At 57.3% G+C, this 13,992-nt stretch carries 13 protein-coding genes; 3 read left to right on the forward strand and 10 right to left on the reverse strand.

From position 1 onward, the window contains the following. Nucleotide 1 precedes the first annotated feature (1 nt). A complete protein-coding gene (zapB, locus tag KO116_RS18910; RefSeq protein ID WP_035564924.1) occupies nucleotides 2-196 on the forward strand; it encodes a cell division protein ZapB in 195 nt (64 codons plus the stop codon). A 38-nt stretch (nucleotides 197-234) separates the two neighbouring features. Here the strand turns inward: zapB and KO116_RS18915 are convergent, their stop codons facing one another. The 8 genes from KO116_RS18915 to KO116_RS18950 all read right to left on the reverse strand — a co-directional run bounded on the left by KO116_RS18915 (nucleotide 235) and on the right by KO116_RS18950 (nucleotide 8,153). Then, nucleotides 235-711, reverse strand: coding sequence for a GNAT family N-acetyltransferase (locus tag KO116_RS18915; RefSeq protein WP_035564928.1), 477 nt, complete (start codon nucleotides 709-711; stop codon nucleotides 235-237). After that, nucleotides 711-1,580, reverse strand: coding sequence for a hypothetical protein (locus KO116_RS18920; protein ID WP_035564932.1), 870 nt, complete (start codon nucleotides 1,578-1,580; stop codon nucleotides 711-713). Before KO116_RS18920 ends, KO116_RS18915 begins: the two co-directional genes overlap by 1 nt. Continuing rightward, complete coding sequence (locus tag KO116_RS18925) at nucleotides 1,577-1,885, reverse strand: BolA family protein (protein ID WP_035564934.1); 309 nt, start codon at nucleotides 1,883-1,885, stop codon at nucleotides 1,577-1,579. Before KO116_RS18925 ends, KO116_RS18920 begins: the two co-directional genes overlap by 4 nt. Nucleotides 1,886-1,926: 41 nt before the next feature. After that, a complete protein-coding gene (locus KO116_RS18930) occupies nucleotides 1,927-3,330 on the reverse strand; it encodes an MFS transporter (RefSeq protein ID WP_035564936.1) in 1,404 nt (467 codons plus the stop codon). 214 nt (nucleotides 3,331-3,544) lie between these two features. Beyond that, nucleotides 3,545-3,931 (reverse strand): hypothetical protein, encoded by a 387-nt coding sequence (locus KO116_RS18935; protein WP_008958714.1) that lies wholly within the window; start codon nucleotides 3,929-3,931, stop codon nucleotides 3,545-3,547. A gap of 83 nt (nucleotides 3,932-4,014) precedes the next feature. Continuing rightward, on the reverse strand, nucleotides 4,015-5,526 hold the full coding sequence (lysS, locus tag KO116_RS18940; RefSeq protein ID WP_035564939.1) for a lysine--tRNA ligase: 1,512 nt from the start codon (nucleotides 5,524-5,526) through the stop codon (nucleotides 4,015-4,017). A gap of 35 nt (nucleotides 5,527-5,561) precedes the next feature. Then, nucleotides 5,562-6,660, reverse strand: a protein-coding gene (prfB, locus tag KO116_RS18945; protein WP_144408613.1) for a peptide chain release factor 2 whose coding sequence is annotated in 2 segments (ribosomal slippage) — nucleotides 5,562-6,584 and nucleotides 6,586-6,660 — 1,098 coding nt in all. Because the reading frame shifts where the segments join, the coding sequence is not laid out codon by codon here. A 164-nt stretch (nucleotides 6,661-6,824) separates the two neighbouring features. Continuing rightward, nucleotides 6,825-8,153: an OmpP1/FadL family transporter gene (locus KO116_RS18950; protein WP_035564943.1), complete on the reverse strand. Its 1,329-nt coding sequence runs from the start codon at nucleotides 8,151-8,153 to the stop codon at nucleotides 6,825-6,827. 264 nt (nucleotides 8,154-8,417) lie between these two features. Between KO116_RS18950 and KO116_RS18955 the strand changes: the two genes are divergently transcribed. Continuing rightward, on the forward strand, nucleotides 8,418-8,846 hold the full coding sequence (locus KO116_RS18955) for a MerR family transcriptional regulator (RefSeq protein ID WP_035564945.1): 429 nt from the start codon (nucleotides 8,418-8,420) through the stop codon (nucleotides 8,844-8,846). Further along, nucleotides 8,843-11,428 (forward strand): heavy metal translocating P-type ATPase, encoded by a 2,586-nt coding sequence (locus tag KO116_RS18960; RefSeq protein WP_035564947.1) that lies wholly within the window; start codon nucleotides 8,843-8,845, stop codon nucleotides 11,426-11,428. The genes KO116_RS18955 and KO116_RS18960 overlap by 4 nt, the downstream gene beginning before the upstream one ends. Nucleotides 11,429-11,502: 74 nt before the next feature. Here KO116_RS18960 and KO116_RS18965 read toward each other — a convergent pair whose 3' ends face one another. Then, nucleotides 11,503-12,132, reverse strand: a complete 630-nt coding sequence (locus KO116_RS18965; RefSeq protein ID WP_035564950.1) for a YitT family protein — start codon at nucleotides 12,130-12,132, stop codon at nucleotides 11,503-11,505. A 44-nt stretch (nucleotides 12,133-12,176) separates the two neighbouring features. Continuing rightward, entirely contained in the window at nucleotides 12,177-13,988 is a 1,812-nt protein-coding gene (locus tag KO116_RS18970; RefSeq protein WP_035564953.1) for a single-stranded-DNA-specific exonuclease RecJ, read from the reverse strand. Between the last annotated feature and the right edge of the window lie 4 nt (nucleotides 13,989-13,992).

The following is a 13,992-nucleotide window of genomic DNA, read 5'->3' on the forward strand; positions in this document are numbered from 1 at the left end:
CATGAGTTTGGAACTATTTAATCAGCTTGAACAGAAAGTCACCGATACTGTTGACGCGCTGGAAATGATGAAACTGGAAAATGAAGAACTGCGTGGCGAAAACGACAAGCTGAAAGAGGAGCGCGAAGAGTGGGAGCGTCGCCTCAATAGCCTACTCAGCAAATTCGATAGTCTCGACACGGCCAGCGCCTCTTAATCGACGCCACTCGCGACCGACAGAGTCTCACGACCAGCTTAGAGGGTTCGCGACATCAGCAGTGCATCCTCGCGCCCGGCGGTACTTTGTGCCGCCGGGTCGCTTTGGGCCGAATGAGCGGCCTGAGCCGGGTAGTATCCTTTCCGGTACCCGTCTTCGGTAAGCCCCATGCGCTGATAGAGCCGAATAGCGTTTAGATTTCCCACTCGCACTTCCAGCAGCAGACGCTCACTTGACCAGCGCTTAGCCTGCGTTAAAACGGCTTCCATTAATGCAAAGCCCGCCCCACTTCGGCGGCACTCAGGCACAACCCCTATCGTTTGAAGTTCCGCCTCAAACGGCAGTCGCGCCACGATGGCGTAACCCAGCAGCTTTTCATCCTGCCACCAGCCCACTACACAGGTGTCTTGGCTGCCCAGCGCTTCCAGCATTTGCGAGTCGGAGGTACCGCTTTGTGCCTGACCCTCCAGTGCCTTCAATAAGGCTAGATGCTCAACGCTAAGTTCAGTGATCATCAAACTGCTGGCTCAGCGCCGGGTGAACTATCGCGGGTCCACTGCTGGTTTAAGGCCTGCAGCTCTGGCCATAGATCGCGCTTACTGCGGGTGCCGTCGAGAAGTGCAGCAAGCGAGGGGCCCTGCCATACAGGCAGCGAGAGCGTGTGACTTTGGCCTTCGTTCACGTTCATTATACGATCTAGCGGCGCTTGTTCAGCGCCCAGCTCGCCCCACCAGAGCAGCCGGGTTAGCTGCCACTCCTGCCGACTTACTTGGCCTGCAATAAAGGCCGCTAACCCTTCACGCGCTTCATCTAGTGGGTCCTCAACAGCAAAGGCGTTGGTCATTTGCGGCCAGGTAAAGTGCGTTACCTCCGGCAACGCGCTCTGCTGAATGGCCGCTGCTTGAAGTAGATTAGCCAACAACTGCTGCTCAAGCGCACTCATTTCGCCCGCTTGTAGCACTAGCCAGCGGCCATTAAGGCATAGACAGGAGAGGGAGAACTTAAGGGGCTTGGCTGGCGTAGCAAGTGTTGCATCAGCAGTAGGCTCAGCCGTATCGGATTGGGCGCTAACCTGCTTGGTTTGGCTCTGTTTGGCTTGGTCCGATTTTTCTGAGCTGGGCTTATCCTTCAGTAACAACGCGCGTACCGCCGAAGGCGAGGCGATAGCCTCGCCTGACGCCTGAGGCTCAGGCGCGTTCCGCCTTGGCGCAGGGGCATCATCCAACAACGCCTGCAGCCGCTCCCGGGGTGGCGTAGGTGCCGGCGCAACATCGTCCCACTCGCAGGCTTCAGTAGGCAGTGCATTGGGAAGTTGGTAGCGCGAGCCCCAGGCGGTAATGCCCATGGCGTCCAGATAGTGGCGCCGAATAACTTCCTGGTTCACTTTCCGCCGCCACGACAGTTGGGCGAATTCGGACGCTCTCCGCCACGCGCCTGCCACTCGGCGGGCGTATAAAGATGCAGCGCCAGGGCATGCACTGGCCCTGACAGCTCATCGGCCAATAGCGCATAAATCTGCTGGTGGCGCTTCACCGGCATCATACCGTCGAAGGCATCGCTTACCAGCGTCACTTTGAAGTGGGTTTCAGAGTTCGCGGGCACGCTGTGCATGTGGCTTTCGTTTTCAACCTGCAGCACATCGGGCGCGAGTGCCGCTAACTTCTGCTCAATCTGTGTCTGCAGCGTCATGGGGTTCTCCTTGAGATCACAAACCACTTTATTGTACGCGCTTACTGCCCGGCAGACGATGCCCGACGAGCGTGTAATGCACGCCTTGCCAGTGGCATACGTGCAACGCTTGCCAATAGCGCTAGCAGCGTGGTTATCGCCCCCAACCAGAGCGTTACCTGCACTGGCCACCCTAACGCCAGGGCGGCGCCAACCAGAGCAACGCCGAACGACTGGCCCACCGTGCGTGTTGTGCTCATTACCCCCGAAACGTTAGCGCTACGCTCCGGCGGCAGGCTACCCATCATTTCGCGATTATTGGGCGGCTGGAACAGCCCAAAGCCAATGCCGCATAACGCGGTGCGCCATAAACTGCCGGCTACACCGGTCGACTCATCAACTAACGCCAGCGCAATCAGGCCAATGATCAGCAAGCTAAGCCCTGTGCTGGAAAGGATGCTGGGATTGATCCTGTCGGCTAGGCGCCCGGCCACAGGACCAACGAACATGATAGCCAGCGGCCAAGGAGTGAATAGCCAAGCGGTTTCCAGCGGTGAAAACCCCATCTGTTCCTGGTAGAAAAATGACAGGGCAACAAACGTAAGACCCTGGCCAATAAAGGCAAGTCCTGAAGCAGAAACGGCCAGTGTAAAGCGCGGCTCGGCAAATACGCTAAGCGGCAGTAATGGATAAGGCGCACGCCGCTGGCGGGCAATAAAACCGCCACAGGCCAGCACCGTCAGGAGCGCCCAGCCACCGCTTTGCCAAATCGGCGCGGCGTGGCTCACAGCGTCCATGGCAATAAAGAAACTGGCCAGCATAACGACCGAGAGCAGCGCCCCAACTACATCAAAACTGCCTTTGCGCGGCTCTTCACGCGGCAAGGCGCGCTTGGCCAACCAAAGCGAACAGAGACCTAGCGGCACATTTAAAGCAAACAGCCAGGGCCAATCAGCAAAGGACAAGATCACACCGCTCAATGTGGGCCCCGCGGCGTAGCCACCGGCCACCACCAACGCGCTCAAGCCAAGCGCACTGCCCAGCAATCGCGAAGGGAAAATAGCCCGATACAGCGACGGACCAATGGAGAGCGTCGCGGCGGCGCCAAGCCCCTGGAAAGCGCGAAATACCAGCAGCGTTTCCAGGTTACGCGATAGCGCTGCCCCCAGCGCAGCGGCAACAAAGGTCGCCAGCCCGAACAGGTAAAGCCTGCGCCGTGTGATCAGCTCACTGATGCCCGCAAACACGAGTAAAAACGCCGCACAGACCACTTGAAAGAGGTTGGTGATCCATACCGCACGAGATGCCGACACATTTAAATCCGCGGCGATGGTGGGCAGCGCCAGATTGATCATGGTGGTGTCCACCACCGCCATTAAGGTACCGGTTACCAACGCCAGCACGGCCAAGGCACGCTCAGGCCCAGGCAGGCCATCGTCGCCAGGGCGGGTTTCAAACAGTCGCATAGCGAAGTCCTAGGGAAGAGTGTTCCTAAACGAAACGGCTAAAACCATTGTTTTCAGAATGCTTATTTTCAAAACCGCCGCCTTCAAAGCCATTGTTTTCAAAACAATTAACTTGAAAACAAAAAAACCGGCCTAAGCCGGTTTCCTAGTGCGCTAAATGGCTGTATCAAACAGCCGCGCAGGCAGCACTGAGCTTGCCTAAAATATTAGCACGCTAATCCTGCTCACTGTCTAATAACAATGCATCATCGACTTCGGAAATCTCAAGGGCTGTTTCGTCGTCCAAATCAATTGCTAGGTAGCTATGTTCAACGCGCACAAATTCTTGAAACAGTGCCCAATCTATCTTGTCCGGCCACTGGCGCTCATCCTCTTCCCAAGCGCGCAACTCAGTCTCGAGAATTTCCACACAGCGCTCGCGCACAAACGTTTCCAGCGCCTCTGGAGTATCCATCTCTGGAATCAGATAAATGGTACTTTCACGTTCGACGTCGTCCAGGGTCAGGTCGTCGTCTCCCATGGTGGGTTCCAGCGCGTTGATCCAGTCCACAAAGGGCTGGGTCGGCCTGACGCTCAGTGCGGAGCGGTTAAGCAGTTTCATGGGATTCTCCTCGCCGTCGAAACGTTGACCATTATGGGCGCTATAACGCGCCCTTACCAACTTTTCATCCGCTATCGAATGGTTTAAACCACTTCGGGGCGCATCGCCGGGAACAGCAGCACATCACGAATGGAAGGGCTGTCGGTAAACAGCATCACCAGACGATCAATACCGATACCTTCTCCCGCGGTAGGCGGCATGCCGTACTCCAGTGCGCGCACATAGTCCGCATCGTAGTACATCGCCTCCAGGTCGCCAGCGTCTTTTTCCGCTGATTGGGCGCGGAAACGCTCTGCTTGGTCTTCGGCGTCGTTGAGCTCCGAGAACCCGTTGGCGATTTCGCGCCCGCCCACAAAGAACTCAAAGCGGTCGGTGACAAAGGGATTCGCGTCATTACGCCGAGCAAGCGGACTCACTTCAGCCGGGTACTCGGTGATAAAGGTGGGCTGATCCAACTTGTGCTCGGCCACCTCTTCAAAGATTTCCGTCTGCACCTTGCCCAGGCCCCAGCTCTCCTTGACCTTGATGCCGAGTTTCTCAGCAGTGGCCCGCGCCGCTTCCAGCGAATCCAAATCGCTGTCGGCAATGCCGTCACCGTGATCAAGAATCGCCTGACGCAGCGTCAAGCGGGCAAAAGGTTTGCCGAAATCGTAGCTCGCTCCCTGATACTCAATCACCGCGCTGCCGAGCACTTCTTCAGCCGCGGTGCGCAGCATGGCTTCGGTCATATCCAGCAGGTCGCGGTAATCCGCGTACGCCCAGTAGAACTCCACCATGGTGAATTCTGGGTTGTGGCGCGTTGATAACCCTTCGTTGCGGAAGTTGCGGTTAATCTCGAACACTTTTTCAAAGCCGCCCACCACCAGACGCTTGAGGTAAAGCTCTGGCGCAATACGCAGATACATGTCGATATCCAGCGCATTGTGGTGGGTAATGAACGGCCGTGCCGCCGCGCCGCCGGGGATCGGCTGGAGCATCGGCGTCTCTACTTCCATAAAACCGCGCGCTTCAAAAAAACGTCGCATGGAGCTGATCACCGCTGCGCGGGTTTCAAACACCTTGCGCGACTGCGGATTCATGATCAGATCCACATAGCGCTGGCGATAGCGGGCTTCCATATCGGTGAGGCCGTGAAACTTATCCGGCAGCGGACGCAGGCTCTTGGTGAGCAGCTGCGCCTCCTTCATCATCACGTACAGATCGCCCTTGCCAGATTTATGCACCGGCCCGTGGGCAGCAACGATGTCACCGATATCCCAGCTTTTAACGTCTTCCAGTACGTCGGCGGGCAGGCCCTTTTTATCCACGTAGAGCTGGATTTGCCCAGCCACGTCCTGAATGACGATGAAGGGGCCACGTTGACGCATCACACGACCGGCCACCGCAGCGTGGTGATCCAGCGCTTCCAGCTCGGCCTTGTCTTTATCGCCGAAGGCATTTTGCAGCTCAACGGTTAAGCTGTCGCGGCGAAAATCGTTGGGAAACGCACTCTTTCCCTGCTCAGCGGCGCGCTCACGGCGAGCAGTCAGCTTGGCACGGCGCTCGGCGATCAGGTGGTTTTCGTTGTCTGCAGGAGACGCGTCTTGGTTAGCCATGGGGCACCCTGTTCATGTTCAAACGCTAAAAAAAATTACAAACCTTGCTTTAGGCTAGCAACGATAAATTGATCAATATCCCCGTCGAGCACTTTATCGCAATTGCTGGACTGCACGCTGGTGCGCAAATCCTTGATGCGCTGGTCGTCAAGCACGTAAGAACGGATCTGGCTGCCCCAGCCGATATCCGCCTTGGAGTCTTCGGCCTCCTGCTTGGCGGCGTTGCGCTTCTGCATCTCGTGCTCCCAGAGCCGCGCCTTTAACTGCTTCATGGCAAAGTCGCGGTTGGCGTGCTGGCTGCGCTGGCCCTGACAGGCCACTACGATGCCGGTCGGTTCGTGGGTGATCCGCACCGCTGAATCGGTAGTGTTAACGTGCTGACCGCCTGCACCACTTGAGCGGTAGGTATCAACACGCAAGTCCGAGGGATTAATTTCCACTTCAAAACTGTCGTCAATTTCCGGGGACAGGAATACCGAGGCAAAGGAGGTGTGCCGACGGCCACCGGAATCGAACGGACTTTTTCGCACCAGGCGGTGCACGCCGGTTTCAGTACGCAGCCAGCCGAAAGCGTAATCGCCCTGGATATGCACGGTGGCCGACTTAATACCCGCCACTTCGCCCGCAGAGATTTCGGTGATATCGGCTTTAAAGCCGTGGCTCTCTGCCCAGCGTAGATACATGCGCAGCAAAATATTGGCCCAATCCTGGGCTTCCGTACCACCGGAACCGGACTGAATTTCCAGATAGGCGTTATTTGGATCCATATCACCGGAGAACATGCGCCGAAACTCAAGCTTCTCCAGCGCGGCTTGCATGCCGTCCAGCTCATGGCGCACCTCATCAACGGTGCCTTCGTCCTCTTCCATCTCGGCAAGCTCTAACAGATCCCGGCTATCGCCCAGGCCCTGCTCAAGGTCATCAATGGTCGCCACGATGGCTTCGAGGGAGGAGCGCTCTTTGCCTAACTTCTGCGCGTAGTCTGGATCGTTCCAGACATTGGGGTCTTCCAGTTCGCGGGTGACCTCTTCTAGCCGATCTTTCTTCTCGGCATAGTCAAAGATACCCCCTAAGAACGTCTGTCCGCTCAGACAGGTCCTTGATCTGGTTGTGAATCGGGTTGGTTTCCAACATGGGATCGCCCTAGCTTTGTCTGTATCTGGTCGTACAGAGGTGTATCGATCAGAAAAGCGCATAGTGTAACGAAAGCCGACACGCCCCGCATCCAATGGCCTGTCACAAGGCAATAAAAAAACCCGGCGTGCGCCGGGTTTCATTGGGGTTTAGCTCTCTAAAGCTTAAAAGCGATAGGTTAACTGCGCACCAAAACCGTGGGCTTCGTTTTTGTAGTCGGCTGAGTAGGACGCGCCGCCTGCACCTTGGAGCAGGTCGTTACGATCCTGTTCAACAAAGGTGCCTCGCTCCGTGAGATAGGAGTACGCCACGTCAATGGTCATATCAGGCGTTGGGCTCCATCCTGCCCCCAGCGAGAAAATACGCCGATCGTCAGAAGGAATACGCACGCTGCGGTCTTCATCATTGGTGGGTGTAAAGTCCAACGTTACCCCAGCACGAAGCGCTAATGTCTTCGTTAACTGATACTCGCCGCCGGTGGCAAACGCCCAGGCGTTTGAATAGTTCTGAACTTCTTGGGTAATCGTATCGCCTTGGCTACCGGTAACCAAAATTTGATCAAATTGGCTCCAGCGAACCCAGGACGCCCCGAACATCAGTTTGAGACGATCGGTCATCTGCTGGGTTACGGAGAAGTTAACCGTCTCCGGGGTGGTTAAATCCAGGTTCGCGGTATCTGAGCGAAGGACATTACCCTGGGGATCGGTAGCGCTAAAATCCCCTTCCAATGTGTAGTCCACTTTTGAACGGTAAGTCAGACCCAAGGTGGTTTCGGGTATCGGGCGATAGATCACGCCTAAGTTGTAGCCCCACGCTTCGTCTTCGCCGTCAACGCGCGAGTCGATATCGGTAGCTGGATTAAACGTAGCTTCAGAGGGTAGCTGGCGACGCAGTTCACCTTCCACTTGGTTATAGGTAATACCCGCACCAACCGACCACTGATCATTAAAGCGATAAGAAACCGTCGGCTGCGCACTGATCACCTTGACTTCGGTATAGTCGCCAAAATAGCGTCCCTGGAAATCATCTTCGTAGTCGGTTTTGGAGCCAAAGGGTGCATAGACCCCGAACCCAAACGCTAACTGATCAGTCACTGGCTGCGCATAGAATGCAAAAGGAATGGGAGTACCTGGCACCATATCGCCATCATTCCCCCCAGGAATGCTGCCGATGGGAATCTGATTGCCATTGGGGGCCCCGCCAGCGGCCACACCCGAATCAATAAAGCGGCTAGCTTCGACATTAGAAAGATCAGTATTTACGTTTAGATAGGTTCCCCCAACCGTCACTTGCGCACGATCCAAAAACGACATACCCGCCGGGTTACCGTACACAATGGTTGCATCATGGATGTTAGAGCTTCGCCCGGCATGGCCATAACCCTGCCCACTCACGCTCTGCTCGTTAATTTGATACCCGCCCGCGTGGGCTTGGCTAGCGAAAGCGGCCGTAATGGCAGCAGCCAGGGTGAGCTTATTAAATTTATTATTCATAGTGGGCCTCTCTTCCCGATGATCCAGTGGATACCGACGATCCACCCTCTTTATTTTTACATGACTGTTTTCTCGCAACTGAGCCAAAGGTTCAAGGGCAAACGTTCGTTTTATTTTATTTCTGGCTTATACATTAGTCGCACGACCGTTTTAAATCAGTGTTTTAGTCATTTCAGCTGATTGAATAAAGGCACCCTTGACCTATGGGTAACCCATAGGTTCTACACTCAATAGTGACTATTTAATCGGTCGGGAGAACAGGCCATGAAAGTTAACGAGCTTGCCAAACGTGGCGGGGTTACTGCGGAGACCGTGCGCCACTACGCTCGTGAGCGGCTACTTGCTCCTCAGCGCCACCCGGATAACGGCTATCAGCTATTTTCAGATAACGACTTAGAGCGGCTACGGTTTATCCAGCGGGCGCGCAAACTAGGGTTTAGCGTGGCGGAAATTCGCGACATCCTCACTCATGCCGATCAAGGCGATTCCCCCTGCCCCTTGGTACGCGACTTACTTGCCAGCCGCCTGCCACAAATTCGCGCACGTATTGCCGAGCTGGAAGCGCTAGCCGAACGAATGGAACAGGCAATGGAGAGCTGGCAGCAGATGCCCGACGGTTCCCCCGACGGCCACAGCGTGTGCCGCCTGATTGAGAGTTTTCCTGACGCCACGTCTACCAAGGAGACCCCATGAGCGACGCCTCTACCGAAGCCGCCTCAAGCGTAAGCCCTGCCAATGGAGCCACCACGCGAACCATCCCCGGCATGAATTGCCAGGGCTGCGTCAAGCGTATGCGCGAGGCGATTCAAAGTGGTGACCCTGAAGCAGACGTCACCGGCATGCCTAGCGAAAAACGCCTCGAGGTTGTTTCGACTCTAACCGACGCCGAGCTTGATCAACGCTTGACCGCGGCGGGCTACCCGCCAGGCGAAGCAGCGCTGGAGGAAGCAGCCCCAGACGATGCTGATAAGCAGCCAGAAACCGCGGCACCCGCTGATGCCGAAGCTGAAAAAACCGCAAGTGCTCACTCCCATTCTCAAGGGCAAAGCAAGAAACAGCGCTTGGCAATTAGCGGGATGACCTGCGCCAGCTGCGTCAACAGCGTTCAGAAAGCGCTTGAACGTACCGAGGGTGTGGACACCGCCAGCGTCAACTTTGGCAGCCACTCCGCCCAGGTGTTTGGCAGTGCCGAGACCCAAGCGTTAATCGCCGCCGTTGAGTCAGCGGGCTATGGTGCCGAGCCGATTGTGGATATGCGGGAAGCCGAACGCACCCGGGCAGAGCAGGATGCCAAGACCTACCAAAAACGGCTACGCGGCAGCACCATCTCGTTGGCACTGGCGATTCCACTCATGGTTAGCATGCTGTTTTTCCACCCTCATCCCATGGGGCTGGGGCGTCTCTACTGGTTGGTGATTGGTCTATTAACTCTGGGCATTATGGCCTTCCCTGGGCGACACTTTTTCGTCAACGCCTGGAAGCAATTTAAGCATCGCCAAGCCAATATGGATACGTTGGTTGCCATAGGCACCGGCACTGCCTGGCTCTACTCCATGACGGTGGTGCTGTTCGCCCCGTGGTTGCCGGAAGTCGCTCAAGGCATCTATTTTGAAGCCTCCGCCATGGTGATCGGGCTGATTCTGCTCGGCAATGCCATGGAACTGCGCGCCCGCGGCCGGACCAGCAATGCTTTAAAGCGCCTGCTTGACCTACAGAGCCGAACAGCGAGGGTTATTCGCGACGGCCATGAGCAGGAAATTGAGATTGATGCCGTGCAAGCAGGCGACCAAGTTCGAGTGCGGCCCGGCGAACGCTTGCCTGTGGATGGCCAGGTAACCGAAGGCGAAAGCCATATTGATGAGTCGATGCTTACTGGCGAGCCCCTACCGGTAGCGAAACGTGAGGGGGATGGCGTCAGCGCTGGCACGGTGAATGGCCGCGGTGGGCTGGTGTATCAAGCAACGCGAGTAGGCGCCGACACCCGGCTGGGCCAGATTACCGAGCAGGTGGCGAGCGCTCAGAACTCGCGGCCTCCGATTGGTGAGCTCGCCGACCAGGTCTCCAGCGTGTTTGTCCCCTCGGTGATGATTATTGCCGTGCTGACTGCCCTGGTGTGGTTCAACCTAGGCCCCGCTCCCCAGGTGATCCATATGCTGGTGACGGCGACCACCGTGCTGATCATTGCTTGTCCCTGCGCGCTGGGCCTGGCCACGCCAATCTCGACCATGATCGGCGTCGGTAAAGCGGCAGAGCACGGGGTACTGGTACGTAGCGGCGAGGCGCTGCAAACCGCTAGCAAGCTGACCACGCTAGTCGTTGATAAGACCGGCACGCTCACCCAGGGCAAGCCCAGCGTTACCGATGCACAAATGTTTGGCGTGGAGCAATCCACCGTACTGGCGCTGGTGAACGCACTTGAGCGCAGCTCTGAACACCCGCTGGCAGCGGCGTTAATGAACTATGCGGATGAACACAACGCTGCCCCTGCCGAGATTAATGGTTTCGACAGTGTGACCGGTGGCGGGGTAAAAGCCCAAACCGCCGACGGCAAAGCGCTGCTGCTGGGCAATGCACGCCTGTTAAGCGAGGCTGGAGTGGATCTCAAAGCAGGTGAAGAGCAGGCCCACGCTATGGAGGAGCAGGCCCGCACACTGGTGTATCTAGCGGTGGATGGCAAGCTGGCCGCCCTGTTTGGCATCAGCGACCCGCTTCGTCACGATACTATTGCCGCGATCAAGCGCCTGCAAAAAGACGGCTTAACCATCGTGATGTTAACCGGGGATAACGAGCATACCGCCAAAGCTATTGCCCGGGAAGTGGGCATTGATGAGTTTCGCGCAGGCTTATTGCCTGAAGACAAGCACGCCGAGATCGAGCGCCGTCAACAGGCGGGGGAAATCGTTGGCATGGTGGGCGATGGCATCAATGATGCCCCAGCGCTGGCCCGAGCAAATGTGGGCTTTGCGATTGGTCAAGGCACCGATGTGGCGATTGAGAGCGCGGGCATCACGCTAATGCGTGGCTCGCTGCACGGGGTGGCGTCTGCGATAGAGATCAGTCGCGCCACGCTACGCAATATCAAACAGAACCTGGTGGGTGCCTTTGGCTACAACCTGCTGTGCATTCCCATCGCGGCGGGGGTGCTTTACCCGATCACCGGCATGCTGCTCTCACCGATGATAGCGGGCGCTGCCATGTCACTCTCTTCCATCACCGTAGTGAGTAACGCCAACCGCTTGCGGCTGTGGAAAGCCAGCCAGGAGGACGCCTCATGAGCTTATTGATCAATTTGGCAGGCCTGGGACTCATCATGCTAATAGTGTGGTGGTTCTGGCTTGGCTAAACGCCTTTAGCTCACTCCAATATAGCGCCCTGGCTTATGGTTCAGGGCGATAATTAGATTGAGCGTCAGCGCCCCTAGTACCGAATAACCCACGCGATCCAGCGGTAGCTGCGTTAACGCAATCAGCAGGATAACGCCATCAATGGCCAGTTGAACGTAGCCTGCACGCAGGCCATGTTTATCCTGCAAGTAGAGCGCGAGAATATTGATACCGCCAAGGCTGGTGCGGTGACGAAACAGCATCAGCATACCGATGCCCATCAGCGCGCCGCCCATTAACGCAGCGTAGATCGAGGGCACGCTGGCAAACTGCACCCAGCCTTGGGTTAGCTCCGAAAACAGCGATACCAGACCAATAGCGGCGAAGGTACGTAGGGTAAAACTCCAGCCCATGCGCTTAACCGCCAAGTAGTAAAACGGCAGGTTAATGGCAAAAAAGTACACCCCAAAGCCCCAGCCGGTCACGCTGCTGGTCATATAGCTTAATAGCAGCGCCAAGCCTGCCGTACTGCCGGTCAGCAACACCGCATGGGTGTAAAAGGTCACCCCCAATGCGACAAAGAACGTGCCCAGCAGCATCGCCATCACATCTTCATAGGGACGATGTTGATCCTTGGGTAAATCTTCAACACGCATGGGAGCGTCCTTACTTAGGCTGTTGAGGTTGTTAAGTGGCTAGTTTAGATAGCGCTGGCATGCTCGACCATTAACTGCAGCGTCTCGCGGCCGCGCCAGCGGTTGCGATTGAGCTTATAGGCACAGTGCAGCGTATCGCCCACGTTAAACCCTGGCAGCTCCCCCGGTGTTAACGCACGAAACCAGATCGCTTTGCAGGTCACCGGGCCAGTGGAGAGCTCCAGCATCAGGTGCGCGCCGTCGGCACCCACCGGGCGCAGCGCCTCGACAATAAAGCGGCCTTCAAATAGCGGCGGGTCGAATTCACGCCCGTAGGGGCCAAGGGTTTCGATCTCCTGCAGGGTGGTCAGCGAAAGCTGTGCCGTGGAGAGCTCGCCATCCGTCCATAGGCGCGGATAGAGCGTTCGTCCCTCCAACTGCTCGCCTACAGCCCTCAAGAAAGCCGCTTTAAAGGCGTCAAGCTGATCCCGTGGCACGCCTACCCCTGCCGCGCCACTATGGCCGCCAAAGCGTGGCAACGCCTCGGGAGCAAGCTCATAGGTACGCTGAAGAGCATCGCGCAGGTGCAGTCCGTCAATTGAGCGGCCAGAGCCGGTGAGCATGCCCGGTGCTGTTGCTTGAGTTAGCACCAGTGCCGGGCGCCCGTAGGCCTGCACTAACCGCGAGGCGACGATACCCTGTACGCCGGGGTGCCCGTCTTCAAGCAGCACCACCACGGCGGGCTCGTCGGCGTCCAGAGCCGCTGTGGCGAGAGTGCGCGCCTCGGCGGCCATATCGGCCTCAATTGCTTTACGGGACTGATTATCCTGATCCAGCACGTCGAGCTGGCGATTGGCGACTCCATCGTTCTCGGCCAGCATAAAGTGCAGCGCCGCGTAGGGGTCGTCCAGCCGCGAGCGGGCATTGATACGCGGCCCCATCTGAAACGCTAACGTCTCCGCGTTAAACGGCACGCTGTCGGCGCCTAAGCGCGTGGCCATGGCGCGCCAGCACGCGGCGTCCATGCGATTGATCAGCGTTAAACCATGATTAACCACCGCGCGGTTGGCGGGGCTGCCACCCAGGGAAACGCAATCCGCTACCGTGCCTAGCGCGACGTAAGAGAGCCAGGGCGACAGTTTAGGTGTTGAATCCGGCAGCGCTCCCCACTCGATCAATACTCCGCGCGCAAGCGACATCAATAGCCATGCCACCATACAGCCGGCGATGGTTTTGTCAGGATAGTCACAGTCCGAGCGGGTAGGATTTACGCAGGCATAAGCAGAAGAGGGCGGCCCCTCGATAGGCAGCGCATGGTGGTCGCTGACGACCACGTCGATACCCGCCGCTTTTAGGCGCGCAATCCGTGGCTCATCGGAGCTGCCACAGTCGGCGGTAATCACCAGGGTCGGAAACGGCTTTTGCGCCAGGGTGCGCTCTACCAGCGGCAAGCTGATGCCGTAGCCGTCGTTAATACGATGGCCGATCAGACTGTGCAGCTTGCCTTCCGGCACCCCAAACAGCTCCACCAGCGTGCGCCGGATCACCACGTGGGAGGTAATGCCATCCACGTCGTAGTCGGTGAGAATGCCGATAGCCTCACCCTCTGCCACCGCCTGAGCGATGCGCTCAGCGGCGCGGCGACCGTCAGCCAGTTTCTCCGGGTGGGCCAAATAACGCAGGCTAGGTGCAATTAACGGTAGCAACTCACCGCTGTAGCCCGGTAAGCGCGAGGCCAGCAAACGCGCCTGCAGTTCGCTTAGCCCCTCCTCCTGGGCACGGGCATAGAGAGCCTCATCCACTGGACGAGGCTCTAAGCGCGGCTCGCTCTTGCTAGACGACAGCGTGCGATGGGGTAAATCAGTCACTGAGGCCATTAAT

The sequence above is a fragment of the Halomonas sp. KO116 genome (genome assembly GCF_000734975.2).
GTDB classification, from domain to species: domain Bacteria; phylum Pseudomonadota; class Gammaproteobacteria; order Pseudomonadales; family Halomonadaceae; genus Vreelandella; species Vreelandella glaciei.